Genomic DNA, 25,106 nt, shown 5'->3' with positions numbered 1-25,106 from the left:
GTCTAAGAAGTTCGCGTAGACTCTCGCGCGTGGCATTCATCGAGGCGATCCTAGACCGCACCCCCGCGCCGTTGCGCGGGCTGGTGATGCAGCATCACGAGCTGATCAAGTTCGCGATCGTCGGAGCCACGACCTGCATCTTCGACGCAGCCATCTTCTACGGGCTGGTCTTCACCGTGCTCGCGGAGAAGCCGACGGTGGCGAAGATCTTCTCCGGCGTGTGCGCCGTGATCCTCTCCTACATCCTCAATCGCGAGTGGAGCTTCAAGAACCGCGGCGGCCGCGAGCGCCACCACGAGGCCCTGCTGTTCTTCGTGATCTCAGCGGTAGGCGTCATCATCGGTGCGGCCCCGATCTGGGTCGCGAACAACATGTTCGCGCTCCGCGAGACCGACTCGCACATGGTGCTGGTCACCGTCGACTTCGTGCTGAACTACATCGTCGGCAACCTGCTGCAGATGATCTTCCGGTTCTGGGCCCTGCGGCGCTGGGCATTCCCGGACGACATCTCCGGCGCCCCCGCCGAGGAACAGATCCTCGTCGACGAGCCGAAGTAGCCACCTCGATTGCGCCGCCGGATCCTCTTATCGACGGTCGCGGTCGTCACCATCACCGGCCTGCTGCTGGGTATCCCGCTCACGTTCTACGCATGGCGCTGGGTGGACGACACCGCTCGCAACGACCTGCAGCACCGCCTGCAGCGCGTCAGCTCCGAGCTCATCGCACAGGAGGACACGGACGGGCGCCTGCCCGCCGAGATCAAGGTCGAATCGCTCAAGCTGATCCTGCCCGAGGGCGGCCGGCTCACCCTGGACTACCCGGACCCACAGGGGAGACTGCACCACATCGAGGTCGGCGAACCGTGCCACAACCCCATCACCGAGTCGATGTCCCTCGGTACCACCGGCCAGATCCGGCTCCAACAATCACGCGACCGCCTGCGCGACCAGCAGTGGCAGGTGCTCACCATCGTTTCGACGATGGTGGCGCTGTCGATCGCGGCCGGCATAGTCGTCGCCGCCATGACAGCGAGCCGCCTCGCGGATCCCGTGCTCGCGGTCGCCGGCCGTGCCGAGCGCATCGCGCGAGGCGATTTCCGCCCCGATCCGGCACGGCACGGCATCACCGAGCTGGACCGTGTGTCAGACGTCCTGGACGCCGTGACCCTCGAGATCGCCGATAGGCTGCACCGCGAGCGACAGATCGTCGGCGAGGTCAGCCACCAGCTCCGCAGCCGCCTCACCGCCGTGCGAATCCGCCTCGACGAGTTGTCGATGCACCCCGACCCCGACGTCGTCACGGAGGCCGACGCCGCCCTCGACCAGGTCGACCGACTGACCTCGGCGCTCACCGACATGGTCGCCGCTGCACGTGCCGCCACACCGCCCGGGACACGCAGTTCGGTCGACGTCGAGAAGGAGCTGCGTCCGCTGATCGCCGATTTCGGCGCGCTCTACACGCGCGTGGGCAGACGCCTGGTCCTCCGGGTCGCCGACGGCGAGCCGATCCTCGCCTGGGTCACCCCGGCGCGGCTCCGCGAGACCGTGGCGGTGCTGATCGACAACGCGCTGCAACACGGCGACGGGACGGCGCGGATCACCGTCGGGCGCGCGGGCGGCACGCCGACGGTGCTCGTCACCGTCACCGACGAGGGCCCCGGCGTCTCCGACTCGGACGCGCAGAAGATATTCGAGCGCGGCTACTCCGGCGCCGGCGGCACGGGCGTCGGCCTCGCGCTCGCTCGCGCGTTCGTCGAGGCCGACGGCGGCCGCCTGCAACTCCAGAACCGCCGCCCACCCACATTCGCCGTCTTCGTTCCCGCCGCTACTCCGGACTCGGGCGAGCCCAAGGCCGAATTCAGCTCCGAACCCCGCTGATCCGCTCCCTGAGTATGAGCACCTACTCGGCGTCGAAGCGGAAGCCCACGCCGCGGACGGTCACGATCCTGCGCTTGCTGGTGCCGGCGTCGTCGCCGATCTTGCGGCGCAGCCAGGAGATGTGCATGTCGAGGGTCTTCGAGCCGCGGAGGTCTGAATCGCCCCATACCTCGCCGAGGATGTCCTCGCGGGCCAACAGCTCACCAGCGTGCTCCATGAGGTAGCGGAGCAGCTCGAACTCCTTGTTGGCCAGACTCACGTCCTGGCCGTCGACGGTGACCCTCCTCCCCCGCACGTCCATTCGGATACCGCCCACATCCAGGGCATTGGCGGCCGTGCTGTGCCGACGCAGGAGTGCACGGGTGCGCGCCATGAGCTCGGCGAGCCGGAACGGCTTCCCGACGTAGTCGTCCGCCCCGGCGTCGAGCCCGACGACGAAGTCGACCTCGTCGGTGCGTGCCGTGAGCATGAGGACCGCGATGCCGGGCCGGGCCGCGCGGACCTCGCGGCAGACGTCCAGCCCGTCCATCTCGGGCAGCCCCAGATCGAGGATCATGAGATCGAACTCGTCGTCCGTGGCCTGCTTCAGGGCGGTGGTCCCGGTCGACGCCACAACCACCTCATAGCCTTCGCGCCCGAGTGCGCGGGCGAGGGGTGAGGCGATGGCGTCATCGTCCTCGGCTAGCAGAACTCTGGGCATCGGCCCAGCATAGCCACCCCGTGTACGAGCACCGCCGCTCACCACACCGGCTCGTGGTGGCCGAACGTCGCGAGTTCATCCAGCACCGAGGCGACGCGCGCGGCATGCGGTACGTCCTCGAAGCGCAGCGGCCCGCCGAGGGTCTCGACGGTGATCCGCCCCGACCCCACGAGCCGGTCGCCGACGGACCGCCGAACCCGCACACCGAGGATGTCGTCGAGTGGCACATCCATACCCCGGCGCCGCACTATCCCGCTGCGGAACACGAGGCGCCGATCGGTCACGACGAGGTGCGTCGTGCTCCACCGGAGCCATGGCCGCAGGGTGCACCAACCCACCACCACCAGCCACATCAGGACGACCGCGCCGTACGCGGCCCACCGCGCGTCGCCCGCGACGGAGGTGCGCGAGATCAGGCCGCCCGCGACACCACACCCGCCCGACATCACGAGCAGCGCCGCGACGGGCAACGTCATCCGCCGCCCGTGCGGGTGGCAGTGCACTATCAGCTCCTCGTCCATCCCCAGGACGTTGTCGGGAAACCCCACGCCCATCAGTCTAAAGAAACGAACGCGCCGATCAGGCCGGGCGAAGGTGTGTCACGTCGCCGGCAGACAGGGCTTGCGTCTCACCGCCCGCGGCTCGGACGAGGATGCGGCCCTCGTCGTCGACGCCGGTCGCGGTCCCTGTGACGACGGTGCCGTTCGGCAGCGAGACGTTCACGTCCTGGCCGATGGTCACACAAACGCCCAGATAGGCGTCGCGGGTCCCGGCGGGGTCCTCTGCCCAGCGCGTCAGGCCCGCATCGAGAGCCCTCAGGTAGGCGACGGCGAGAGCGTCGCGGTCGGTCGTCGACGCCCCCGCGAGGGCCAGCGACGTGGCGGTGGGCACAGGTAGATCGGGTTCGGCGAGCGTCGTGTTGAGGCCCATACCGAGCACGGCCGTGGAGTCGCCCCCGCCCACGGGCACGACGAGCTCGGCCAGCAGGCCCGCGGTCTTGCCACCGCGACCCGCGGTATCGGGGAGCAACAGATCGTTGGGCCATTTGAGACCGGCGTCCAAACCGGCGACCGCGCGTACCGCGGCGACGGCGGCCGTACCCATCACGAGGCTGAGCCAGCCCGCCCTCGGCGCGGCCGTGCCGGGTACGGCAACGGAGACGGAGATCGCGAGCTGTGATCCTGCGGGCGCGCCCCACGAGCGGTGGTGCCGCCCGCGGCCCGCGGTCTGCAGATCGGCGATGAGTACGCGACCCGGTTCCTCGCCCGCCCGCAGACCCGTAGCGAGGTCGTCGTTGGTGGAACCGGTCTCGGGGACGACGACGACGGAGTTCCAGCGGGTCCCGGCGACGCCCGCGGTGATCGCGTCGGCGTCCGGCAATGTGCTCATGGATGTGGTCGCCTCTCCGCGATCTCGAGTAAGAACCCGAACGGCGGGTCCGCCGAGCCGATCGCCTGTAGCGGACACCCTATTGGTTACAGTCGGGGCATGACGAGTGCGACCACCGACGGCGCAGCCGCCGGAGCAGCCGGCGACGAGCCGAGCATCCACACCACGGCAGGCAAGATCGCCGACTTCCGCAAGCGCGACGCGGAGGCCCACGTTCCGATGGGTGAGGCCGCGATCGAGAAGGTGCACGAGAAGGGCAAGCTCACCGCTCGCGAGCGCGTCCTCGCCCTTCTCGACGAGGGCTCCTTCGTGGAGCTCGACAAGCTCGCCAAGCACCGCAGCACCAACTTCGGCATGGCGGCCAAGCGCCCCACCGGCGACGGGGTCGTGACGGGCTACGGCACCGTCGACGGTCGTGAGGTCTGCGTGTTCAGCCAGGACGCCACCGTCTTCGGTGGCTCACTGGGCGAGGTGTACGGCGAGAAGATCACCAAGGTCATGGACCTCGCGGTGAAGACGGGACGCCCGCTGATCGGCATCAACGACGGTGCCGGCGCCCGCATCCAGGAGGGCGTCGTCTCGCTCGCGCTGTACTCGCAGATCTTCTTCCGCAACACCCGCGCGTCCGGCGTGATCCCGCAGATCTCCGTGATCATGGGTGCTGCCGCGGGCGGCCACGTCTACTCCCCCGCGCTCACCGACTTCGTGGTCATGGTGGACAAGACCAGCCAGATGTTCATCACCGGCCCGGACGTCATCAAGACCGTCACCGGCGAGTCGGTCACACAGGAGGAGCTGGGCGGCGCGTCGACGCATATGGCGAAGTCGGGCGTGGCCCACTACGTCGCATCCGGGGAGCAGGACGCCCTGGACTACGTCCGCGAGCTGCTGGGCTACATCCCGTCGAACAACCGCGCGGAGGCGCCGCGGTACCCGGCATCCGACCCGCTCACGGGGTCGATCGCCGATTCGATCACCGAGGAGGACCGCGAGCTGGACTCGCTCATCCCGGACTCGGCCAATCAGCCGTACGACATGCACGAGGTGATCCGTAGACTCCTCGACGACGACGAGTTCCTCGAGATCCAGGCCCAGCGCGCGCAGAACATCGTCGTCGGCTTCGGCCGCATCGACGGGCGCAGCGTGGGCATCGTGGCCAACCAGCCCACGCAGTTCGCCGGCTGCCTCGACATCAACGCCTCCGAGAAGGCCGCGCGCTTCGTGCGCTTCTGCGACGCGTTCAACATCCCGATCATCACGCTGGTCGACGTCCCGGGTTTCCTGCCGGGCACCGAGCAGGAGTTCGGCGGCATCATCCGGCACGGCGCCAAGCTGCTGTACGCCTACGGTGAGGCGACGGTCCCGAAGATCACGATCGTCACCCGTAAGGCCTACGGAGGCGCGTACTGCGTCATGGGATCGAAGGACATGGGCGCCGACATCAATCTCGCCTGGCCCACGGCGCAGTTCGCCGTCATGGGCGCCTCGGGCGCGGTGGGCTTCGTCTACCGCAAGGAGCTCAAAGAGGCCGAACAGAGCGGTGACGACGTCGACGCTCTGCGGCTGAAGCTGCAGGAGGAGTACGAGGACACCCTCGTGAATCCCTACGTCGCGGCCGAGCGCGGCTACGTCGACTCCGTGATCCCGCCGTCGCACACGCGCGGCCACATCGTCACAGCGCTCAACATGCTCGAGCGCAAGATGGTCGAGACACTCCCCAAGAAGCACGGGAACATCCCGCTGTGAGCGGCACGAACACCGCGGGCGACGGCGCCGTGGACGCGGCCGCCGCAGAGAAGCAGCGGCTGGCGAGCGCGATCGAGTTCGTCAAGGGCAACCCCTCCGCCGAGGACGTCGCCGCGATCGTGACGGTGCTGGCCGCAGCGACGTCCGGAACCGTCTCCGGCCCGCCGGCGCCGAAGAACTCATGGGCGCCGGTCCGCGAGAAGATGCGTCCGCAGTACTACAACGGGCCCAACACCTACACGTCGCTGACACCGCTGTTCTACACCGGCGGCCACTGAGCGCCGTGACCGTCGGGCTGGTCCTCGCGTCCGCCTCTCCCGCGCGTCTGTCGGTGCTGCGCGCCGCGGGCGTCGAGCCGACCGTGTCGGTCTCGCAGGTCGACGAGGATGCGGTACTCGCCGCACTCGGTGACGTCTCCCACAGCGACGCGGTGGTCGCGCTCGCGGAGGCGAAGGCGCGCGATGTCGCCGAGCGGCTGGCAGACGATACCGTTCTCGGCGATGCCGTCGTGATCGGTTGCGACTCCATGCTTTCCATCGGTGGCGAGCTGGTCGGCAAGCCGCACACCATCGATGTCGCACGGCGGCGCTGGCACGCGATGGCCGGGCGATCCGGCGATCTCTTGACGGGACACAGCCTGCTGCGCGTACGGGCCGGCACCATCGTGGGCGAGGCGCGTGGGACGGGTGCGACGGCACTGCGTTTCGGCGCGCCGTCGAACGCCGAATTGGAGGCCTACCTGCAGTCCGGCGAACCCCTGAAGGTCGCCGGCGCGTTCACGCTCGACGGCCTGGGCGGCTGGTTCGTCGACGGCATCGACGGGGACCCGAGCTCCGTGATCGGCATCTCGCTCCCCCTGGTCCGGCGCCTGCTCGGTGAGCTGGACCTGGACGTCGCGGCGCTCTGGGCGTGAAACGATGGGGACCGGACCACGGTTGCGGGCGCATCCTGCTCGGCCGCGAACGGGCACGGCGACCGCCGGGGCGTCCGCGGCCGATGAGGAATTCGACTACCGCAGAGAGGGATTGAGCGGGTCCTGCGCTGGGCACCGTCGACGAGGCCACCCCGACCGACCCGCACTGCAGCGTCACCACGATCTTCGGTGCCGCAGACAACCGCTGTAGAACGAGGGCGGCCCGGCCGGGCCGAGTCCGCGGAGGTCGATCCGTCACCCCTCCAGGTCGCTCGTGTACATCGCCCCGCAGGCACGGACTACTCTGTGATCCGTGGCTACCGACCTCGACACCAGCCCCGAGCTAGCGGGCTACGCCCACCCCGAACGTCTCGTCACCGCGGACTGGCTGAGCGCCCACCTGGGCACACCGGGACTGCGGGTCATCGAGTCCGACGAGGACGTCCTGCTGTACGACATCGGGCACATCCCGACCGCGCAGAAGGTCGACTGGCACCTGCACCTCAACGACCCCGTCACGCGTGACTACATCGACGGCACCGCCTTCGCGAAACTCATGAGCGACAAGGGGATCAGCCGCGACGACACCGTCGTGATCTATGGCGACAAGTCCAACTGGTGGGCCGCATACGCGCTGTGGGTCTTCACGCTGTTCGGCCACGAGGACGTGCGTCTGCTGGACGGCGGCCGCGACAAGTGGATCGCGGACGGCCGCGACGTGTCGCTCGACACCCCCGACTACCCACCTACGGACTATCCGGTCGTCGAGCGCGACGACTCGGTCATCCGTGCGTACGCCGAGGACGTACGCGCAGCGCTGGGCCGCCAGCAACTCGTCGACGTGCGCTCGCCGCAGGAGTACACCGGCGAGCGCACGCATATGCCCGACTACCCGGAGGAGGGCGCGTTGCGCGGCGGCCACATACCGACCGCGGTGTCCATCCCGTGGGCGAAGGCGGTGGGCCCGGACGGCCGCTTCCTTCGCCGCGAGGGACTCGACGGCGTGTACAGCGACCTGGACGGCTCGGCGCCCGTGACGGCGTACTGCCGCATCGGCGAGCGCAGCTCGCTCACCTGGTTCGTTCTGAAGTATCTGCTGGGCTTCGGGGATGTGCGCAACTACGACGGCTCGTGGACCGAGTGGGGCAACACCGTGCGGGCCCCGATCGCTCGGGGCGAGGAGCCGGGCGAGGCCCCGGCCGCGTTGTGACCTCAGCCCTGCCGGAACCGCTCGCGGAGATCGTCGACGACTTCGCGGCGGTCGGCGAGTCCGACCGCGTCACGATGCTCGTGGAGTTCTCGCGGGACCTGCCGCCACTGCCGGAGCACCTCCAGACTGCGGCGATGGAGCCGGTGCCGGAATGCCAGTCGCCGCTGTTCCTAGACGTCGACGCAGCCGATCGGGAACATGTGCGCCTGTACTTCAGCGCTCCCGAGGAGGCACCGACCACCCGGGGCTTCGCGGCGATCCTGGCCGCGGGCCTGGACGGGCGGTCGGCCGACGAGATCCTCGGCGTTCCAGACGACTTCTACTCGGCACTGCGCCTGGACACCGTCGTCAGCCCGCTGCGTTTGCGCGGGATGTCGGCGATGCTCGCGCGCATCAAACGGCGCCTGTCCGCCTGAGTCGAACATGCAGTTCACCGAGCTGAGCGCCTACCCGCTGGTGCCGGGAACGCTGGGCCAGTGGATGCCGACCGCGGAACGCGACTTCGATAAGTGGCGGCCGGACGACCGCGGGACCTCGTATGTGCACGAGGCACACCTGCGGGGCGCCTACGACCTGCTGGCTCGCCGACGCATCGTCGGCGGGCGCGAGTCGTGGCTGGCCGTCGGGATCGAGTTCGACGAGCCCCTGTCCATCCCCGGGCTGCGCGAGGCCCTGACCGCGTGGATCAACCGGCACGAGGTGCTGCGCACGCACGTCATCCTCCAAGAAACGGACGCAGGCGAGCGAAGCGACGGGGAGACGGACGCAGGCGAGCGCAGCGACGGGGAGACGGACGCAGGCGAGCGCACGGTGGTGCGGCGCAGCCTGCCTGCCGACGGGGTCGAGCTGGACCTACGCATGATCGGCACGTACCACTCGGTGGATCCGCTGCGCGATCAGCTGCAGGGTGAGTTCGACCGGGCCACCGCGCCTCTCACGTGGCCTGCGTACATGTTCGCGACGGTGGCGCGACCGGATTCCTTCACGCTCTTCTTCGCGGCGGACCACTCGCTCGTCGACGGCTACTCGCTGGTCCTCGCGCCCCACGAGATCGCCTCGCTGTACCGGAAGGCGACCAAGGGATCGCCCGCCCGACTGCTGCCTACCGGGAGCTACGTCGACTTCTCCGCGGCAGAGCGGAAGGACGCCGCTCGCGCCGACGCGGACCATCGCGCAGCCCGGTTGTGGCGCGCCCATCTGCACGAATCGGGTGGCGAGATGGCGTCCTTCCCGATGCCGCTTCTGCCCACATCGGCGGCCGCGCTGGCCGTCGAGACGAAGGCCGCGCTGACGCACGACGCGGAAGGCGTCCCGCGGATCCCGCAGGGCGCCCTCAACTTCCACCTGCTCGACGACGACCGCACCAACAAATTCACGCTCGTGTGCTCGGAGGCCGGGGCGACGCTGGTGACAGGGGTCCTGGCGTGCATGGCGCGGATCAACACGGACCTGGGTTTCGGGCCGGTGTTCCGGTGCGTCATCCCCCGGCACACGCGCAACGCCGAGCAGTGGCTCGCTGCGCTGGGTTGGTTCGTGGCGATCGCACCGTTCCGCCTGGACACGACGGGGGCCCGGGGCTTCGGCGACCTCGCGCGTCGTGCGCAGCAGCAGTGGAAGCAGTCCAAACCGGGCACGGAACTGCCCTTCCTGCGGGTCGGCGAGCTGATAGGCACGACGCCGACGCCGCGCTTCGTCATCTCTTTCATGGACACGCGCTCGGCACCCGGCGCCGCGTACAACGATGCGGGCGGCGCCGCCGTGCTGCGCTCCCGGGACTACTCGATCGAGGACGTGTACCTGTGGGTGAACCGCACTCCGTCGGGCCTGCACGTCGCTGCCAGGTTCCCGGGCTTCGAGACGGCGCGCCGGGCGGTCACCCTGTATCTGGGCGCGCTACGGTCGTTGCTGACCGAGATCGGCGACTCCAGCGCATACGGCGGCGGGGTCCTGCCAGTCCCGCCCTCCGCGTAGACGCTTAGACTCCCGTGGAAGGTTAGCGAGCGGCTGACGAGCCGGATGAAACGAACGGGTGCGCAAGCGCCCTACAGGGTCCAGAGGAGATTTCAGTGGCAGCCCACGCCAGTAACCAGATCAGCAAGGTCCTCGTCGCCAATCGCGGCGAGATCGCGGTACGCGTGATCCGTGCAGCGCGCGATGCGGGCTACACGAGTGTGGCGGTGTACGCCGAGCCCGACGCCCAGGCCCAGTTCGTGAAGCTCGCCGACGAGGCGTTCGCCCTGGGCGGCCAGACGTCGGCCGAGTCGTACCTGGTCTTCGACAAGATCCTCGACGCGGCCCGCAAGTCGGGCGCCGACGCCATCCACCCCGGTTACGGCTTCCTGTCCGAGAACGCCGATTTCGCGCAGGCGGTGATCGACGCCGGCATCATCTGGATCGGCCCCTCGCCCGCGTCGATCCGCGACCTGGGCGACAAGGTCACCGCACGGCACATCGCCGAGCGCGCCAACGCGCCGATGGCGGCAGGCACCAAGGACCCGGTGGCCGGCGCCGACGAGGTGGTCGCGTTCGCGGAGCAGTACGGCGTCCCCGTCGCGATCAAGGCGGCGTTCGGCGGCGGCGGTCGCGGTATGAAGGTCGCGCAGACCATCGAGGAGATCCCGGAGCTGTTCGAGTCGGCCACCCGCGAGGCGGTCGCCGCGTTCGGCCGCGGTGAGTGCTTCGTCGAGCAGTATCTGGACAAGGCCCGTCACGTCGAGGCCCAGGTCATCGCCGACCAGCACGGCAACGTCGTCGTCGCCGGCACCCGCGACTGCTCGCTGCAGCGCCGTTTCCAGAAGCTCGTCGAGGAGGCGCCCGCACCGTTCCTGACGGACGAGCAGCGCGCCAAGATCCACGAGTCGGCCAAGGCGATCTGTCGCGAGGCGGGCTACTACGGCGCCGGGACCGTCGAGTACCTGGTGCAGGGCGACACCGTCTCCTTCCTCGAGGTCAACACGCGCCTGCAGGTCGAGCACCCCGTCACCGAGGAGACCGCGGGCATCGACCTCGTCCGCCAGCAGTTCAAGATCGCCCAGGGTGAGAAGCTCGACGTCACCGAGGACCCGACGCCGCGCGGCCACGCCTTCGAGTTCCGCATCAACGGCGAGGACGTGGGCCGCGGCTTCCTGCCCGCGCCCGGTCCGATCTCCGTCTACAAGGAGCCGACCGGCCCGGGTGTGCGTGTCGACTCCGGCGTCGTCGCGGGCGACGTGATCGGCGGCCAGTTCGACTCGATGCTCGCGAAGCTGATCGTCACCGGTGAGAACCGCACGCAGGCGCTCGAGCGTGCGCGCCGCGCCCTTGCCGAGTTCGAGGTCGAAGGCCTCGCCACCGTCATCCCGTTCCACCGGCATATCGTCGAGAATCCCGCCTTCGTCGGCGACGAGGACGGGTTCGACGTCTATACCAAGTGGATCGAGACCGACTGGGACAACCCCATCGAGCCCTACGCGGGTAGCGAGCCGCTGCCCGAGGACGACTCGCTGCCGCGCCAGAACGTCGTCGTCGTGGTCGACGGCCGCCGCGTCGAGGTGTCGCTGCCCGGCGAGCTGAACCTCGCCGGCGGCGGCTCGAACGGCGCGATCCGGCGTAAGCCCAAGCCGCGTAAGCGCGATCGCGGCGCCGAGGTGACCGCGACCGGCGATTCGGTCACCGCCCCCATGCAGGGCACCGTTGTGAAGGTCGCCGTCGAGGAGGGGCAAGAGGTCGCCGCGGGCGACCTGATCGTGGTCCTCGAGGCCATGAAGATGGAGAACCCGGTCGCCGCGCACAAGGACGGCGTCGTGTCCGACCTGTCCGTCGAGCCGGGCACCGCCGTCACACAGGGCACCGTCCTGCTCGAGATCAAGTAGCCGTGGATCCGATCGGACTCAACGTGGGCGGGTACTACCTGACCGCGACGTCGCCCGATCGCTGGCTCGCGGACGAGTCCTACTCCTGGGCCGTCCGCGAGGCCACGACCGGTGACTCGATCGGCTCCGTCGTCCTCTCTCCCGGCGGTGCCGTGTCCTCGTCAGGTGCGGACTCGGAGGGCCTGCGCACCGCGGTCGCCGCCGTCCAGCGCTTCTCCGCTTCGCTCTAACGCGTCAACCCACGTGGTGGGCCTTCTCGCCCTGCGGCCCGTAGATCGCGAGGTACTCCACCGGACGGTCGTCGGCACAGCCGAACCAGTGCGGCAGGCGGGTGTCGAACTCGATCACCTCGCCCGGCGCGATCACCAGGTCCCGCTCGCCCAGGATGAGCCGTAGGCGTCCGTCCAGCACGTAGAGCCAGTGATAACCCTCGTGGCTGCGCGGTTGGGGCACCTCGTTCCTGCGGGGCCCCAGCACCACCTTGAACGAGCGCAGGCCACCCGCCCGGCGCGTGAGCGGCACGATCGTCGTCGAGCCGTGTCGCTGCGGCTTGAGACGCACGCGCGGATCGCCCACGTCGGGGGCGTCCACGAGTTCGTCGAGGGGCATCCCGTATGCGCGCGCGAGCGGCAGCAACAACTCCAGCGTCGGCTTGCGCTCGCCCCCCTCGAGCCGCGACAGAGTGCTGACCGAGATGCCCGTCGCGTCGGCGACGGCGGTCAGTGTGATGTCCCGCTCCTGCCGTACTGCGCGTAGCCGCGGGCCCACATTGGCGAGGATCGATGCGTCGTCCATAGCCACCACTTTGCCACTTCGGCAATGAATATTGCCACTCTGCTCAGCTGCGGGGCACTGTGGAGGACATGAACACAGACGCACTCGTCATCGGCGGCGGAGCCGCCGGCCTGGCAGCAGCAACCACGCTCGCCCGCGCCCGCCTATCGGTCACGGTCGTCGACGGTGGGGAGCCGCGCAACGCACCCGCCGAGGGCGTACACGCCTTCCTCACGCGCGACGGACTGGCGCCCGCTGAGCTCGTCCGGATCGGCCGCGAGCAGCTCGCGCAGTACGGCGCGACGACCCTCGATGACGCAGCGGTCTCGACGGCCCGTGACGGCGAGCGCATCGCCGTCACACTCGCGTCGGGCACCGTCGTCCGCACGCGCCGGCTGCTCGTGGCGTCCGGCGTCGTCGATCGACTCCCGGACGTCGACGGACTGCATGAGCACTGGGGCAAGGGCGTCGTGCACTGTCCGTTCTGTCACGGCTGGGAGGTGCGCGAGCGGCCGCTCGTGATCCTCGCCACGGACGGAGCCCTCGCCGCCCATGCGGGTCGACTGTGGCGACGCTGGACCGACGACCTGACGGTCGTCCGCCACACCCCCGGCGTCCTGAACGCAGAGCAGGAGCAGGCTCTCGCCGAGGCCGGCGTGAAGGTCGTAGACGGTCCCGCCGTCGCCATCGAGTCCGACGATGCCGGGGTCACCGCCATTCGCACGGCCGACGGTGCCGTACCCTGCGCCGCGGTCGTCGTCCCCACGTTCGTTGAGGCCCGAGCCGGGTTCCTGGCGGGACTGGGCTTGGAGCCCGAGCCGCTGGAGATGATGGGCACTGTGGTGGGCACGCGGGTAGCGACGGGTCCAGTGGGCGCGACCGCGGCGGACGGGGTCTGGGCGGCGGGGAACGTCGCCGACCCTTTCGCCCAGGTCGTCGCGGCCGCCGCCGCGGGCAATCAGGCCGCGGCGGCGATGGTGTTCAGCCTTGCGGGTTAGAGTCGGTGCGCAGTCCGCCACAATCGGAAGGAAGTGCACGTGAAGATCGGCATCATCATCGGGTCGGTCCGCGACGGACGCAACGGCGAGGCCGTCGCGCAGTGGGTCTACAAGGCCGCAGAGGAACGTACCGATGCGGAGTTCGAGATCATCGACCTGAAGTCGTTCGGGGTGCCCGTCCTGACGTCGGCGACGGTGCCCGGCGCCGCGAACAAGCAGTACGACGACCCGGCGGTGACAGCATGGAGCAAGGCGATCGACGAGCACGACGGGTTCGTCTTCGTCACCCCCGAGTACAACCACGGCGTGCCCGGCGGCTTCAAGAACGCCTTCGACTCGCTGGGCTCGGAATGGGCGCACAAGACGGTCGGCTTCGTCTCGTACGGCGCCGACGGCGGCATCCGCGCCGTCGAACAGTGGCGTCAGATCGTCGCTAACTTCCACATGGTCGACGTGCGGAGCCAGGTCGCCTTGGGCCTGTTCACCGACTTCGGCCCCGACGGCCTCAACCCGCTCGACCGCCGAGCAGGGGAGCTCACCGGCCTACTCGACGCCCTCGTCACCGCTACGGAGAAGCTCCGCGGCTGACGTCGAATCCGCCCCGACGGCCGGATCCTGTTCGGATGGGCGCTCTCAGGGCCAGGTGATCGTGCCGCGTTGGAACTTCTGACTGTAGGTGTCGCCGCTGCGCACCTCGTCACCGATCGGGTAGCCGTACTGGCCGGCCTCGCGCTTGGCCTCGGTCCACTTCACGAGGATCTCTCCCCACACGGGGTGCGCGCCGGTAGTGGGCGACCAGTAGACGACGCCGCCCTGGAACTGGTTGTAGGCTGCCGTCACTTGACTGAACGAATTGAGGGCGCGCAGTTCGTCGCTGGTCGGGTAGCCCAGAGGGCCGGCGGCCCCCTTCTCGTGAGCCCAGGCCGCGCGGATCGCGCCGCCTACCTGATGAGCAGTTCCACCGTCGACGCCTGGATGCCAGTAGAACGACGTGTCGCGCGCGAAGTCCTGATAGCGACCGCCATGCGGGGCGACGCGCTCGGGCGAGATCGGCGCACCCCACGTCGACGTGCCGCCCGACGCGAAGTACGACACCTCGATCTGCCCCTTGACCGCGTAGCGACCGACCTGCTGATCGGCGTGCGCGACGGCGACGCAGGCCCCGCTGACCCCGACAGCGAGTGCGAGCGCAGCGACGACACCCTGCTGCACGCGCCGAATGGACATCGCGCTCATGAATCCCGCCTCACACTCGATACCAGGAACACCAGAAACATCATTCACCACACCAGTCACACGAACAACGACCGCGACCCGGCGCGTCGGGAAACCTGTCGGTGCCGTCGGCCATGATGGGCGGGTGACGGTTCCGGATGTGTTCACGCCCGCGACACGGGAGTGGTTCGCGGAGTCGTTCGCCGCGCCGACGGCGGCTCAGGTCGGCGCGTGGGAGTCGATCGCCGCCGGGCACAACACGCTCGTCGTCGCCCCCACGGGCTCCGGCAAGACACTGTCCGCATTCCTCTGGGCGCTCGACCGCCTGGCCGAGCGGGAGCACAGTGCGTCGCGACCGCATACCACCGTGCTCTACGTGTCCCCACTCAAGGCCCTCGCGGTCGACGTCGAGCGCAACCTCCGTGCTCCCCTCGCGGGCATCGCCCGGGTTCGCGAGCGCCGCGGCGACCCGGCGCCGACGGTGACCGTCGGCGTGCGATCCGGCGACACACCTGCGCAGCAGCGCCGCGCCCTCGTGCGCACACCGCCGGACATCCTCATCACGACACCCGAGTCGCTGTACCTCATGCTCACGTCCAGTGCACGCGAGACCCTCACACGGGTGACCACGGTGATCGTCGACGAGGTACATGCCGTCGCGGGCACGAAACGCGGTACACATCTTGCACTCTCGCTCGAGCGACTCGATGCCCTGCTCGACGATCCCGCGCAGCGGATCGGACTGTCCGCCACCGTCGAGCCCGCGGAGCAGGTGGCCGCATTCCTCGGCGGCCCCCGCCCGGCACGCGTCGTGCGCCCGCCGTCCGAGAAGACCTTCGCCCTCACGGTCACCGTGCCGGTCGAGGACATGACCGCGCTCGACACGGTCGACCCCGATGAGGACGGATCCGCCACGGCCCCCGGGTCGCTGTGGCCCCACGTCGAGAGCGACATCGTCGAACTCATCGAACGCCATCGCTCGACTATCGTGTTCGCCAATTCGCGACGGCTGGCGGAGCGGCTCACCGCTCGTATCAACGAGATCCACGCAGAGCTCACGGCTCCGCGGGCGCTCAACAGCGCGGTCCCCGGAGGTGCCCCTGCGGTCGTGATGGGCAGCGGGCAGTCCAACGGAGCCGATCCCGTTCTGGCGATGGCCCACCACGGCTCGGTGAGCAAGGAGCGCCGGGCCACCATCGAGGACGACTTGAAGTCCGGCCGGCTCAAGTGCGTGGTGGCCACGTCCAGTCTCGAGCTGGGCATCGACATGGGCGCAGTCGACCTGGTGATCCAAGTGGAGGCACCACCGTCGGTCGCGAGCGGCCTGCAGCGCGTGGGCCGCGCCGGGCACCAGGTGGGCGAGCCGAGTCGGGGCGCGTTCTTCCCCAAGCACCGCACGGATCTACTGCACTGTGCGGTCACCGTCGAGCGCATGCGCGCGGGAGAGATCGAGCGTCTGTCTATCCCCCGCAACCCACTCGACGTGCTCGCCCAGCAGACCGTCGCCGCGGCCGCGATGGACGAGTTGGACGTCGACGAATGGTTCGCAGTCGTCCGCCGCGCCGCGCCGTACGCCACGTTGCCGGAGTCGGCCTACACAGCGACGCTCGACCTGGTCTCGGGCCGGTACCCGTCCGACGAGTTCGGGGAGCTGCGCCCGCGCGTCGTATGGGACCGCGACAACGGTGTGCTCACCGGCCGGCCGGGTGCCGCGCGGCTCGCGGTCACGTCGGGCGGAGCGATCCCGGACCGCGGCCTGTTCGGGGTGTTCATGGTCGGCGAGAAAGCCTCGCGTGTAGGGGAACTCGACGAGGAGATGGTCTACGAGTCCCGCGTCGGTGACGTGTTCGCGCTCGGTGCCACCAGCTGGCGGATCGAGGAGATCACGCACGATCGCGTCCTCGTCTCACCCGCGTTCGGACAGCCGGGGCGGTTACCGTTCTGGATCGGCGACACCGTCGGCCGTCCCGCCGAGCTAGGCCGCGCACTGGGCTCGTTCACCTCGGAGTTCGCATCCCTCGGCCCGGCCGGGCGGGCGGCGCGCGGTGCGGCGATCGGTCTGGACGAGTACGCGATCGGCAACCTCGGCAGACTGCTCGACGAGCAGCTGGAGGCCACCGGAGTACTTCCCACGGACCGCACTCTCGTCGTGGAGCGGTTCCGCGATGAGCTCGGCGACTGGCGTGTGGTGCTGCATTCGCCGCTGGGTATGCCGGTGCACGCGCCGTGGGCCCTCGCCGTAGGCGCCAGACTGTCTGAGCGTCTCGGCCTCTCGGGCGCGGCGACGGCTACCGACGACGGCATCGTCGTGCGTCTCCCGGACACCGACGACGCGCCGCCCGGCGCCGAGCTGTTCCGCTTCGAGCCGGACGAGGTCGAGCAGCTGGTGACCGACGCGGTAGGCGGCTCCGCCCTCTTCGCGTCACGCTTCCGTGAATGCGCCGCCCGTGCGCTGCTGCTCCCCCGCCGCGAACCCGGCAAGCGGGCGCCGCTATGGCAGCAGCGGCAGCGGGCATCGCAGCTGCTCGAGGTGGCTCGCCGGTATCCGGAGTTCCCTATCGTGCTCGAAGCGGTGCGCGAATGCCTGCAGGACGTCTACGACGTGCCGACACTCGTGGACGTGATGCGCGGGCTCGCCGGGCGGTCGCTGCGACTGGCGGAGGTGCAGACGGAGGCACCGTCGCCGTTCGCAGCGTCACTGCTCTTCAGCTACGTGGGTGCGTTCATGTACGAGGGGGACGCACCCCTGGCCGAAAGACGTTCCGCCGTACTATCTTTGGACACGGCGGTGCTCGCTCAGCTGCTGGGGCGGGTCGAGCTCACCGAACTGCTCGACGGCGATATCATCGCCGAGATCGAAGCGGGGCTGCAGCGCGTCGCGCCGGGGTATCGGGCGCGATCGGTCGAGCAGGTGGCGGATCTGATTCGCGAGGTCGGACCACTGACCTCCGACGAGATCGCCCAACGCAGCGACTCCGTGCCCGATGCGGTGGATGCGTTGATCGCTGCCGGAAGGGCTTTCACCTTCCGGCTGGGGTCGACAGGCGCAGAGATGGTCGCCGCAGTCGAAGACGCGGGCCGCCTCCGGGACGGCCTCGGTGTGCCCCTACAGCCCGGCATCGCGGCCGCGTTCACCGACGCGGTCCCCGATCCCCTCGGCGATCTCGTGGCGCGATACGCGCGGAGGCACGGTCCGTTCTCGGCGCAGCAGGTCGCCTCACGATACGGCCTCGGCGTAGCGGTCGTGGCGCGGTCGCTGGCCGCCCTCGCATCCGAGAAGCGCGTCGTGGAAGGTGATTTCGTCACCGACCTCCCTTCGCCACAGTGGTGCGATATCGCCGTGCTGCGCCGCATCCGGCAGCGCAGCCTAGCGAAGCTGCGGCACGACGTGGAACCGGTGTCCGGCGCCACGTACGCCGGATTCCTTGCAGGATGGCACCACCTCGACAGGCCGTTGCGCGGCGTCGACGGTGTCGCCGATGCCCTCGACCAACTCGCCGGGTTGCCCCTTCCTGCATCGGCGTGGGAGACGCTGGTCCTGCCGTCGCGCGTGTGCGACTACTCCCCCGCGATGCTCGACGAGTTGACGGCGACCGGCGAGGTCCTGTGGACCGGTTCCGGCTCCATCGGCGCACAGGACGGCTGGATCGCCTTCCACCCCGCGGATCTCGCGGAGACGACGGTGCCGGCCGGGGCGCCGCTCGAGCTCACGCCCGGGCACCTCGCCCTGCTCGACGCGGTCGCGGGCGGCGGGGCCTTCTTCTACCGTCAGCTGCCCACCGACGCCCACTCACCGGACGCCCTGTGGGACCTGGTGTGGGCAGGCCTGCTGACGGGCGACACGTTCGCGCCTGTCCGCGCACGCCTGGTCGGCGGCCGCAGCTCGGCGTCCCTGTCGAGTGGGGGGCGTGGCAGGGCACGGGGCGGCGCTCACCGTGCGCGTGGACGTGTGCCGCGTGCACGCGTGCGTGTGCCGACGGAGCTCGCCCCGCCCATGCTCACGGGGCGGTGGAGCGCAGTGCCACGCGCCGACCTCGACCCGACCGCCGCGACGGCCGGCCTCGCCGATCAACTGCTCGAGCGGTACGGCGTGGTGACCAAGGGGGCGGTCGCCGCAGAGGAGGTGCCGGGCGGATTCTCCCGAATATACAAGGCACTCAGTGCATTCGAGGAGTCCGGCAGAGCCCGACGCGGGTACTTCATCGAGCACCTCGGCGCCGCGCAGTTCGCGCGCACCGGCACCGTCGACGCCCTGCGCGCGAGCGAGCAACCGACGGACCCGCTCGTCCTGGCAGCCACCGATCCGGCCAACCCCTACGGCGCGGCCCTTCCCTGGCCCGAGCGTTCCGAGCCCGACGGAGACTCCTCACGCGCCCGTCCCGGCCGCAAGGCCGGTGCGCTGGTGGTGCTCGACGGAGGCCGACCCGCCCTGTTCGTCGAGCGCGGCGGGCGGACGGTCCTCACATTCGACGTCGACCCCGCCGCAGCGGTGACGGCGCTGGCCACAGTGGCACGCGAGCGCCACATCGGCAGCCTGACCGTGGAGCGCATCGACGGCGAACACGTCCACGGCCACGCGCTGGCGGCTGCGTTCCTCGACGCAGGCTTCGGCCGCACGCCGAAGGGGCTGCGCCTGCGCTAGTCGCGGGCCGCATGGATCTCGTCTGCCTGCACGCCTTCCGCAGATAGTGTTTATCGGGCATTTGGCGGCGGCCAAGTCGTGCCTGATCCACTGCACGTGGAATGGAGAGGCCTCTATGAAGAAGACAGTCCTCATGTTGCTCGTCGTCGGTACCGCCGCCTCGTTGACGGCCTGCGGCACTACGGTGGCGGGTCATGCGGTCGAGAGCGCCGGCGATTCGCCGGGATCGGTCGTCCCGGCCGGGCTGGACGTCGGCACGTACCCGACCACGATGCGAGCCGTCCCGCCGTCGTCGAGGGACCGCGGTTGGATCGTCGAGGGCAACCGTATGGGCGATGCCCTGATCCAGGTCTCCGATGTCGATCCACGTTTGAAGATCGGCGGCATCGCTCTGCGGTCGTACCCCGTACTCGACGGCCTGAACCTGAGCAAGCGAGTGCCCGACGAGACGGCCGCCGCCTTCAGCACCAACAAGATGCGCGTGGGGATGACCACGACCCGTGGCGACAAGATGGACGATCCGACCGTGGCCCTGCGCGTCGGCCTGTATCGATTCGACACTCCCGACTCAGCGACCCAGGCGCTCGCGGCGGTTGAGAAGGGCACCGGGTCCCAGCGGCGGATCGTGGGGATCGACGGCGTGTTCGCGACCGAGTTCAAGCCCGGCACTGTGGACTCCTACCGGGCTGAAGGACCGTTCGTGATCAACATCAGCGGTACGGCCCCCACGACCGGCGAGGCGGCAGGGCTCGTCTCGAAGGCCTACGCGCGCGAGGTACCCGAGGTCAGGCGGTTCAGTCCGACGCCCACCGCATCGATCCAGTCACTACCCGGAGACGACAACGGCATCCTCGCCCGCACTCTGTACGAGGCCGATCCCCCGATCTCCGAGACCGAGATCGCCAACAGCTACTTCGATCTGTACGGCCTGCTCCTGCGCATCGAGGACATCTCCGACGCCGACATGTACCGCGCCGCCGGGATCGACGCGGTGGGACAAGGCAAGACGGTGGTCTACCGGACTCGGAACGAGGCGGCGGCGTCCGGATTCCTCGCGGCTCGCCGCAGTCACAGCACCCCGACGGCCGAACCGGTGCCCGCGCCGGCCGGACTGGCCACCGTGCGGTGCGCGCACTACTCGGACGACGGCACGTTCGGGTGCAGCGGGCAGGTAGGCCGCTATGTATTCACCCTGTCCACCGACTCACTGCTCGACGCGCAGCAGGCCGCGGCCGCGCAGTACACGATCCTCGCAAAGAACCCGTAGCGACTGCGTTCCGACCGGAGTGTCGCACACCACAACATTTGCATACTTCGAATAGTTGCATATCGCATTCAATCTACATATACTTGCAGAGTGCAACCAAGCGGGCGTCATCGCCCGAGCCCCCGACGATGTGGGCGATCGTGTCCGGTTCCCACCAGAACGACACGGTTGCAATGACACTCACCGACTCGCTGCCCCACAGGGCGCGGGCCGAACCAGTTAGGAGGGGTAACGATGACGCCCACATCAACGACGTCCCGGGCCGTACCGACGGCCGCGCCGATGACCCATCGGCAGATCCTCGAATCGATGACCGGACTGCTCGCCGCGCTCTTCACGGCCCTGCTGTCCACGACCATCGTCGCGACGGCACTACCGACCATCATCGGCGACCTGCACGGCTCGCAGACCGCGTACGCGTGGGTCATAACGGCAGCCCTGCTCGCCAACGCAGCGTCGACCCCGATCTGGGGCAAGCTCGCGGACATCTTCAACAAGAAGCTGCTGGTCCAGACGGCCATCGTGGTCTTCGTCGCCGGCTCGGCTATGGCCGGCCTCGCACACAGCGTTCCCGTGCTGCTCACGGCCCGCGTCGTGCAGGGTATCGGGATGGGCGGCCTGACCGCCCTCGTCGTGGCCATCATCGGCAGCATCGTCGCCCCGCGCGAGCGCGGCCGGTATTCCGGCTACATGGGCGCCGTGATGGCGGTGTCGATGTCCGGTGGCCCGATCCTGGGCGGCGTCATCGTCGACAGCACGCTCGGCTGGCGCTGGTGCTTCTTCGTCTGTGTCCCGCTCGCCGTCGTCGCCCTCGCGTTGCTGCAGCGCACGCTGCACCTCCCGACCGCGCGCAAGGACCGCGTGTCGATCGACTGGCTCGGCGCGCTTCTCATGACAGCAGGCGTCTCGGTCCTGCTGATCTGGGTGTCGTTCGCCGGCACCGACTACGCGTGGTTCTCCGCCACCTCTGCCGTATACGTCGTCATCGGAGTCGCGCTGCTGGCGCTCACCGTGTTCGTCGAGTCGCGGGCCGATGACCCTGTCATACCGCTGAAGATCGTCATGGAGAAGACCACCGGCCTCGCGATAATCGCCTCGATCGCCGTCGGGGTGGGCATGTTCGGCGCTACGACGTTCCTCGGCCAGTACTTCCAGACGGCGCGCGGTTACACCCCGACCATGGCCGGCATCCTCACCATCCCGATGGTGGCCGGCATGCTCGTCTCGTCGGTCGTGTCGGGGCAGTTGATCACCCGATTCGGCAACTGGAAGCCGTTCGTCATCGGTGGCGCGACGCTGCTGGTCGCGGGCTTCGCCCTGCTCGGCACGGTCGACCACGCCACGAGCCTGTGGGCGGTGGCCGTGTTCATCACCGTGGTCGGCCTCGGCATCGGCGCCCTGATGCAGAATCTGGTGCTCGCAGTACAGAACACGGTGAGCGCCCGCAACATCGGCACCGCCTCCAGCTCCATCGCCTTCTTCCGCACCTTCGGCGGTGCGATCGGCGTGTCCGTCCTGGGTTCGGTGCTCGCCACCCGCGTCTCCTCGCTGTCGGCCGAGGGGCTGGCGAAACTTGGCATCCAAGCGGGCCCGGCGAGCGGCGGTCTCGACATGTCGGCGCTCCCCGCGCCCGTCAGGGCCGTCGTCCAGGCCGCGTACGGCGACGCCACCGGCCGTATCTTCCTCATCGCCGCCGCATGCGCCGTGATCAGCCTGATCGCCGTCGCGTTGCTGCCGAACCGGCCGCTGCGCACCACGATCGACGTGCAGTCCGATACCGCGGGCACCGACGACACCGAGCTCGCGCTCGAACCCCTCACCGGAGACGCGGTGGCTGCCGACGCCGCGAGCACCGAGGAGCCCGGCTCCGGCGAGCTCCCGACGCGCGAACCCATCGCCGTCTGAACTCGGCCCCCTGCGGCACGGCATGGCCCGCCCCACAGCCTGGGGCGGGCCCCGGCACACCCACGGTCGGTCCAGTTCACGGTGGATCCGCGGCGCCATCCCCCCGACGGCGATGCTTCACCTCTGGGCCGGCGATTCGGACGACCGCCTCACCCGCGCCGCGTCCATTCCTGCCCACAGCACCGCCACGGGTGTCACGATCGAGGCATGACGAATCACGTTTACCGCCAGATCGAGGTCGTCGGCTCCTCCCCCGACGGATCCGATGCAGCAATCGCCAACGCCATCGCACGCGCGTCGCAGACCGTGCGCAACCTCGAATGGTTCGAGGTGGTCTCCACCCGCGGCCACATCGACGACGGCAGAGTCGGGCACACGCAGGTGACCCTCAAGATCGGGTTCCGCATGGAGGAGTGACCTGATCGGTCACACTTCCTCCCAATCCTCGAGCGCCTGCCGGGCGACGGCCCGCCCCACACCGATGACCTCGACGGCTCGGTGGAACTCCAGGCTCCGGCATACGGTGCGCGGGATCTCGATGAGAAGGTCCACCGGATAGGCGGCCAGGGCGTGCCGAGCGAGCGCCCCCTGGGCGATATCGATAGTGCGGTTCATGACCTCGAAACCGCCGAGGCGCGGCGCCGTCTCGTCATCGTCGACGTCGTCCACGAAGCGCCCGAACATCGCACGGCCCGAAGGGGTGTCGAGCACCGTCTTCGCCGCCTTCGTGTCGAGTAGTGCGGACGTCGCGCGCCAGCGCCGCCCCAACCGCTCACCCGGCCGGGCGGCGGGGTCCTCTCCGGACAGGGACACCGCGATGACCGCGTCCGCGTCCAAGGCGGCGACGGGGCCGATCGGGATCGGCTCGAGGATCCCGCCGTCCGCCAGCAGCCGGCCGTCGAGGACATGCGGCGCTATGACACCCGGGATCGCGATCGACGCACGGATCGCGTCGTGCAGCGGCCCTCGCTGGATCCACACCGAACGGCCGGCGAGCATGTCGGTCGCGACCGACGTGAAGGGAACCGGCAGATCCTCGACGTCGACGTCCCCGGCGATGTCACGCACGGCCTCGAGGATCTTCTCCGCACGCAGAACGCCGGCGGCGGTCAGTGACGGATCGAGCAACCGCAGCATCGCCCGCTGTGTGAGGCTCCCCGCCCACTCCGCGTACTCCGCGAGCCGCCCGGCAGCGTGCAGGCCACCTACGAGTGCACCCATCGATGATCCCGAGACTCCGACGATCTCGTGGTCGCGTGCGAGGATCTCCGCGATCACGCCGATATGCGCGTACCCCCTGGCTCCTCCGCTCCCCAGCACCAACGCGACCCGCATCCCTCCATTCTGCGCCCGACCCCTCCCCGGCCCGCCACGGTGGGTCCCTGGTCAGCCGACGACCGAGCGGGACTGTCAGTAGCGGATGAGCCCGCGCACGTTCTCCGCGCGGCGCATGGCGGCGTATCCGTCGTTCACCTGGTCGAGGGTGTACTCGCGGGTGATCATCTCGTCGAGCTTGAGCTGCCCCTCCATATAGAGCCGGAGCAGGTGGGGGATGTCGAAGCGGATGTTGGCGTTGCCGAACCACGAGCCCTTGAAGGTCTTGCGCATGGCAGTCAGATCGAACAGGCTCATCTGGACGTCGATATCGTCAGGCTTTCCGACCGAGACCTGCACGCATACACCGCCTTTCGCCACCAGACTCATCGCCGGCGCGACAAGATCGCCGCGCGCCACGTCGACGGTGATCAGCACCTTGTCGGCGAGGTGGCCCCACGTGAGTTCCTCCAGCAGCGGCAGCGCCTCCTCGATCGTCGCGACCGTGTGCGTGGCGCCGAAGACCTTGCCCTGCTCGCGCTTGAACGGTGACGGATCGACGAGGACCACATGGCGGGCGCCCGCCAGATGCGCACCCTGCACCGCACCACAACCGACGCCGCCCATACCGAGCACGACGACGGTCTCCCCCGCCGATACTCCGGCCGCGTACACCGACGAGCCCCAGCCGGTCGTGACGCCGCAGCCGACCAGCGCGGCTTTGTCGAGTGGTATGTCGTTGGTGAGCTTCACACAGGACGCCTCGTTGACCACGGTGTGCGGCGCGAACGTTCCGAGCAGACACATCAGGCCCGCGTCCTCGCCCCGGATGTGATGGCGCGCCGTACCGTCCAGAATCTGCGCTCCGACCAGCAGGTTCGCGCCCAGGTCGCAGATGCTCGACATACCGGTCGCACACGCACGACAGCGCCCGCACGCGGGGATGAAGCCCAGCGCCACATGGTCGCCCACCTCCAGCGTCGTGACGCCGGGGCCGATGGCCGTCACGACTCCGGCACCCTCGTGGCCCCCGATGTACGGGTACATTCCGACGATGACGCTGCCGTCTCGCACGTGCTCGTCCGAATGGCACATGCCGGACGCGGCCAGCTCGACCTGTACCTCACCCCACTTCGGCGCGTCGAGCTCGAGCTCCTCGATCTGCCAGTCCTGTCCCGGTTCAAAGATCGCCGCTGCCTGCGTCTTCATGTGTCTGATCCTCCGTCGTGCTGGTGGTGTGGCTCAGAACACGAGTCTGCTCGGATCGACCCATGCGCAGTTGCCTATGTGCGCACGACCATTACC

General features: G+C 69.3%; 23 protein-coding genes. 16 read left to right on the top strand and 7 right to left on the bottom strand.

Annotated features, from left to right (window positions below):
* Positions 1 to 29: 29 nt before the first annotated feature.
* On the top strand, positions 30 to 557 hold the full coding sequence (locus tag P0W64_RS11465; RefSeq protein ID WP_275480245.1) for a GtrA family protein: 528 nt from the start codon (positions 30 to 32) through the stop codon (positions 555 to 557).
* 9 nt (positions 558 to 566) lie between these two features.
* Positions 567 to 1,877, top strand: coding sequence for a HAMP domain-containing sensor histidine kinase (locus tag P0W64_RS11460; RefSeq protein WP_275480244.1), 1,311 nt, complete (start codon positions 567 to 569; stop codon positions 1,875 to 1,877).
* A 22-nt stretch (positions 1,878 to 1,899) separates the two neighbouring features.
* Here the strand turns inward: P0W64_RS11460 and P0W64_RS11455 are convergent, their stop codons facing one another.
* Genes P0W64_RS11455 through P0W64_RS11445 form a run of 3 tightly spaced genes read right to left on the bottom strand, consistent with a single transcriptional unit; the run spans position 1,900 to position 3,966 of the window.
* Positions 1,900 to 2,577, bottom strand: coding sequence for a response regulator transcription factor (locus P0W64_RS11455; RefSeq protein ID WP_275480243.1), 678 nt, complete (start codon positions 2,575 to 2,577; stop codon positions 1,900 to 1,902).
* Positions 2,578 to 2,615: 38 nt separating this feature from the next.
* Positions 2,616 to 3,125: a PH domain-containing protein gene (locus P0W64_RS11450; protein WP_275480242.1), complete on the bottom strand. Its 510-nt coding sequence runs from the start codon at positions 3,123 to 3,125 to the stop codon at positions 2,616 to 2,618.
* A gap of 31 nt (positions 3,126 to 3,156) precedes the next feature.
* Complete coding sequence (locus P0W64_RS11445) at positions 3,157 to 3,966, bottom strand: biotin--[acetyl-CoA-carboxylase] ligase (protein WP_275480241.1); 810 nt, start codon at positions 3,964 to 3,966, stop codon at positions 3,157 to 3,159.
* A 99-nt stretch (positions 3,967 to 4,065) separates the two neighbouring features.
* On the opposite strand from P0W64_RS11445, the gene P0W64_RS11440 reads away from it, so the two are divergent.
* The 8 genes from P0W64_RS11440 to P0W64_RS11405 all read left to right on the top strand — a co-directional run bounded on the left by P0W64_RS11440 (position 4,066) and on the right by P0W64_RS11405 (position 11,916).
* On the top strand, positions 4,066 to 5,712 hold the full coding sequence (locus tag P0W64_RS11440; protein WP_275480240.1) for an acyl-CoA carboxylase subunit beta: 1,647 nt from the start codon (positions 4,066 to 4,068) through the stop codon (positions 5,710 to 5,712).
* Positions 5,709 to 5,990: an acyl-CoA carboxylase subunit epsilon gene (locus tag P0W64_RS11435; protein ID WP_275480239.1), complete on the top strand. Its 282-nt coding sequence runs from the start codon at positions 5,709 to 5,711 to the stop codon at positions 5,988 to 5,990. The genes P0W64_RS11440 and P0W64_RS11435 overlap by 4 nt, the downstream gene beginning before the upstream one ends.
* 5 nt (positions 5,991 to 5,995) lie before the next feature.
* Positions 5,996 to 6,625, top strand: coding sequence for a Maf family protein (locus P0W64_RS11430; protein WP_275480238.1), 630 nt, complete (start codon positions 5,996 to 5,998; stop codon positions 6,623 to 6,625).
* Between the two features lie 313 nt (positions 6,626 to 6,938).
* Positions 6,939 to 7,835: a sulfurtransferase gene (locus P0W64_RS11425; RefSeq protein ID WP_275480237.1), complete on the top strand. Its 897-nt coding sequence runs from the start codon at positions 6,939 to 6,941 to the stop codon at positions 7,833 to 7,835.
* Complete coding sequence (locus P0W64_RS11420; protein ID WP_275480235.1) at positions 7,832 to 8,251, top strand: SufE family protein; 420 nt, start codon at positions 7,832 to 7,834, stop codon at positions 8,249 to 8,251. The genes P0W64_RS11425 and P0W64_RS11420 overlap by 4 nt, the downstream gene beginning before the upstream one ends.
* Positions 8,252 to 8,258: 7 nt before the next feature.
* A complete protein-coding gene (locus P0W64_RS11415) occupies positions 8,259 to 9,806 on the top strand; it encodes a condensation domain-containing protein (RefSeq protein ID WP_275480233.1) in 1,548 nt (515 codons plus the stop codon).
* A 95-nt stretch (positions 9,807 to 9,901) separates the two neighbouring features.
* Positions 9,902 to 11,686, top strand: coding sequence for an acetyl/propionyl/methylcrotonyl-CoA carboxylase subunit alpha (locus tag P0W64_RS11410; protein ID WP_275480231.1), 1,785 nt, complete (start codon positions 9,902 to 9,904; stop codon positions 11,684 to 11,686).
* A 2-nt stretch (positions 11,687 to 11,688) separates the two neighbouring features.
* A complete protein-coding gene (locus tag P0W64_RS11405) occupies positions 11,689 to 11,916 on the top strand; it encodes a hypothetical protein (RefSeq protein WP_275480229.1) in 228 nt (75 codons plus the stop codon).
* 4 nt (positions 11,917 to 11,920) lie between these two features.
* On the opposite strand, the gene P0W64_RS11400 is transcribed toward P0W64_RS11405, so the two are convergent.
* On the bottom strand, positions 11,921 to 12,481 hold the full coding sequence (locus P0W64_RS11400; RefSeq protein WP_275480227.1) for a helix-turn-helix transcriptional regulator: 561 nt from the start codon (positions 12,479 to 12,481) through the stop codon (positions 11,921 to 11,923).
* Positions 12,482 to 12,549: 68 nt separating this feature from the next.
* On the opposite strand from P0W64_RS11400, the gene P0W64_RS11395 reads away from it, so the two are divergent.
* Entirely contained in the window at positions 12,550 to 13,458 is a 909-nt protein-coding gene (locus P0W64_RS11395) for an NAD(P)/FAD-dependent oxidoreductase (protein WP_275480225.1), read from the top strand.
* 39 nt (positions 13,459 to 13,497) lie between these two features.
* Positions 13,498 to 14,046 carry an NAD(P)H-dependent oxidoreductase gene (locus P0W64_RS11390; RefSeq protein ID WP_275480223.1) on the top strand — a complete coding sequence of 183 codons (549 nt, stop codon included), beginning with the start codon at positions 13,498 to 13,500 and terminating at the stop codon, positions 14,044 to 14,046.
* Between the two features lie 45 nt (positions 14,047 to 14,091).
* On the opposite strand, the gene P0W64_RS11385 is transcribed toward P0W64_RS11390, so the two are convergent.
* A complete protein-coding gene (locus P0W64_RS11385) occupies positions 14,092 to 14,694 on the bottom strand; it encodes a lysozyme (protein WP_275480221.1) in 603 nt (200 codons plus the stop codon).
* 124 nt (positions 14,695 to 14,818) lie between these two features.
* Between P0W64_RS11385 and P0W64_RS11380 the strand changes: the two genes are divergently transcribed.
* The 4 genes from P0W64_RS11380 (at position 14,819) to P0W64_RS11365 (ending at position 22,904) form a co-directional block, all read left to right on the top strand.
* On the top strand, positions 14,819 to 19,315 hold the full coding sequence (locus P0W64_RS11380; RefSeq protein ID WP_275480220.1) for an ATP-dependent helicase: 4,497 nt from the start codon (positions 14,819 to 14,821) through the stop codon (positions 19,313 to 19,315).
* Between the two features lie 115 nt (positions 19,316 to 19,430).
* The gene (locus P0W64_RS11375) at positions 19,431 to 20,582 is read left to right on the top strand and encodes a hypothetical protein (protein WP_275480218.1); all 1,152 of its coding nucleotides are present in this window, start codon (positions 19,431 to 19,433) and stop codon (positions 20,580 to 20,582) included.
* Positions 20,583 to 20,864: 282 nt separating this feature from the next.
* On the top strand, positions 20,865 to 22,487 hold the full coding sequence (locus P0W64_RS11370) for an MDR family MFS transporter (RefSeq protein ID WP_275480314.1): 1,623 nt from the start codon (positions 20,865 to 20,867) through the stop codon (positions 22,485 to 22,487).
* 207 nt (positions 22,488 to 22,694) lie between these two features.
* The gene (locus tag P0W64_RS11365; protein ID WP_275480217.1) at positions 22,695 to 22,904 is read left to right on the top strand and encodes a dodecin; all 210 of its coding nucleotides are present in this window, start codon (positions 22,695 to 22,697) and stop codon (positions 22,902 to 22,904) included.
* A 9-nt stretch (positions 22,905 to 22,913) separates the two neighbouring features.
* Here the strand turns inward: P0W64_RS11365 and P0W64_RS11360 are convergent, their stop codons facing one another.
* Positions 22,914 to 23,822, bottom strand: a complete 909-nt coding sequence (locus tag P0W64_RS11360) for a patatin-like phospholipase family protein (RefSeq protein ID WP_275480216.1) — start codon at positions 23,820 to 23,822, stop codon at positions 22,914 to 22,916.
* 75 nt (positions 23,823 to 23,897) lie between these two features.
* Positions 23,898 to 25,010 carry an NDMA-dependent alcohol dehydrogenase gene (locus P0W64_RS11355; RefSeq protein WP_275480214.1) on the bottom strand — a complete coding sequence of 371 codons (1,113 nt, stop codon included), beginning with the start codon at positions 25,008 to 25,010 and terminating at the stop codon, positions 23,898 to 23,900.
* Positions 25,011 to 25,106 lie beyond the last annotated feature (96 nt).

The sequence above is a fragment of the Tsukamurella sp. 8F genome (genome assembly GCF_029167375.1).
In the GTDB taxonomy this organism is placed as follows: domain Bacteria; phylum Actinomycetota; class Actinomycetes; order Mycobacteriales; family Mycobacteriaceae; genus Tsukamurella.
This window is presented reverse-complemented; position numbering and strand designations above follow the sequence as displayed.

Coding starts and splice junctions, on each gene's coding strand:
- P0W64_RS11455 (WP_275480243.1), bottom strand. CDS start 2,577: ATGCCCAGAGTTCTGCTAGCCGAGGACGATGACGCCATCGCCTCACCC.
- P0W64_RS11445 (WP_275480241.1), bottom strand. CDS start 3,966: ATGAGCACATTGCCGGACGCCGACGCGATCACCGCGGGCGTCGCCGGG.
- P0W64_RS11440 (WP_275480240.1), top strand. CDS start 4,066: ATGACGAGTGCGACCACCGACGGCGCAGCCGCCGGAGCAGCCGGCGAC.
- P0W64_RS11415 (WP_275480233.1), top strand. CDS start 8,259: ATGCAGTTCACCGAGCTGAGCGCCTACCCGCTGGTGCCGGGAACGCTG.
- P0W64_RS11400 (WP_275480227.1), bottom strand. CDS start 12,481: ATGGACGACGCATCGATCCTCGCCAATGTGGGCCCGCGGCTACGCGCA.
- P0W64_RS11395 (WP_275480225.1), top strand. CDS start 12,550: ATGAACACAGACGCACTCGTCATCGGCGGCGGAGCCGCCGGCCTGGCA.
- P0W64_RS11385 (WP_275480221.1), bottom strand. CDS start 14,694: ATGAGCGCGATGTCCATTCGGCGCGTGCAGCAGGGTGTCGTCGCTGCG.
- P0W64_RS11375 (WP_275480218.1), top strand. CDS start 19,431: ATGAAGAAGACAGTCCTCATGTTGCTCGTCGTCGGTACCGCCGCCTCG.
- P0W64_RS11370 (WP_275480314.1), top strand. CDS start 20,865: ATGACCCATCGGCAGATCCTCGAATCGATGACCGGACTGCTCGCCGCG.
- P0W64_RS11365 (WP_275480217.1), top strand. CDS start 22,695: ATGACGAATCACGTTTACCGCCAGATCGAGGTCGTCGGCTCCTCCCCC.
- P0W64_RS11360 (WP_275480216.1), bottom strand. CDS start 23,822: ATGCGGGTCGCGTTGGTGCTGGGGAGCGGAGGAGCCAGGGGGTACGCG.
- P0W64_RS11355 (WP_275480214.1), bottom strand. CDS start 25,010: ATGAAGACGCAGGCAGCGGCGATCTTTGAACCGGGACAGGACTGGCAG.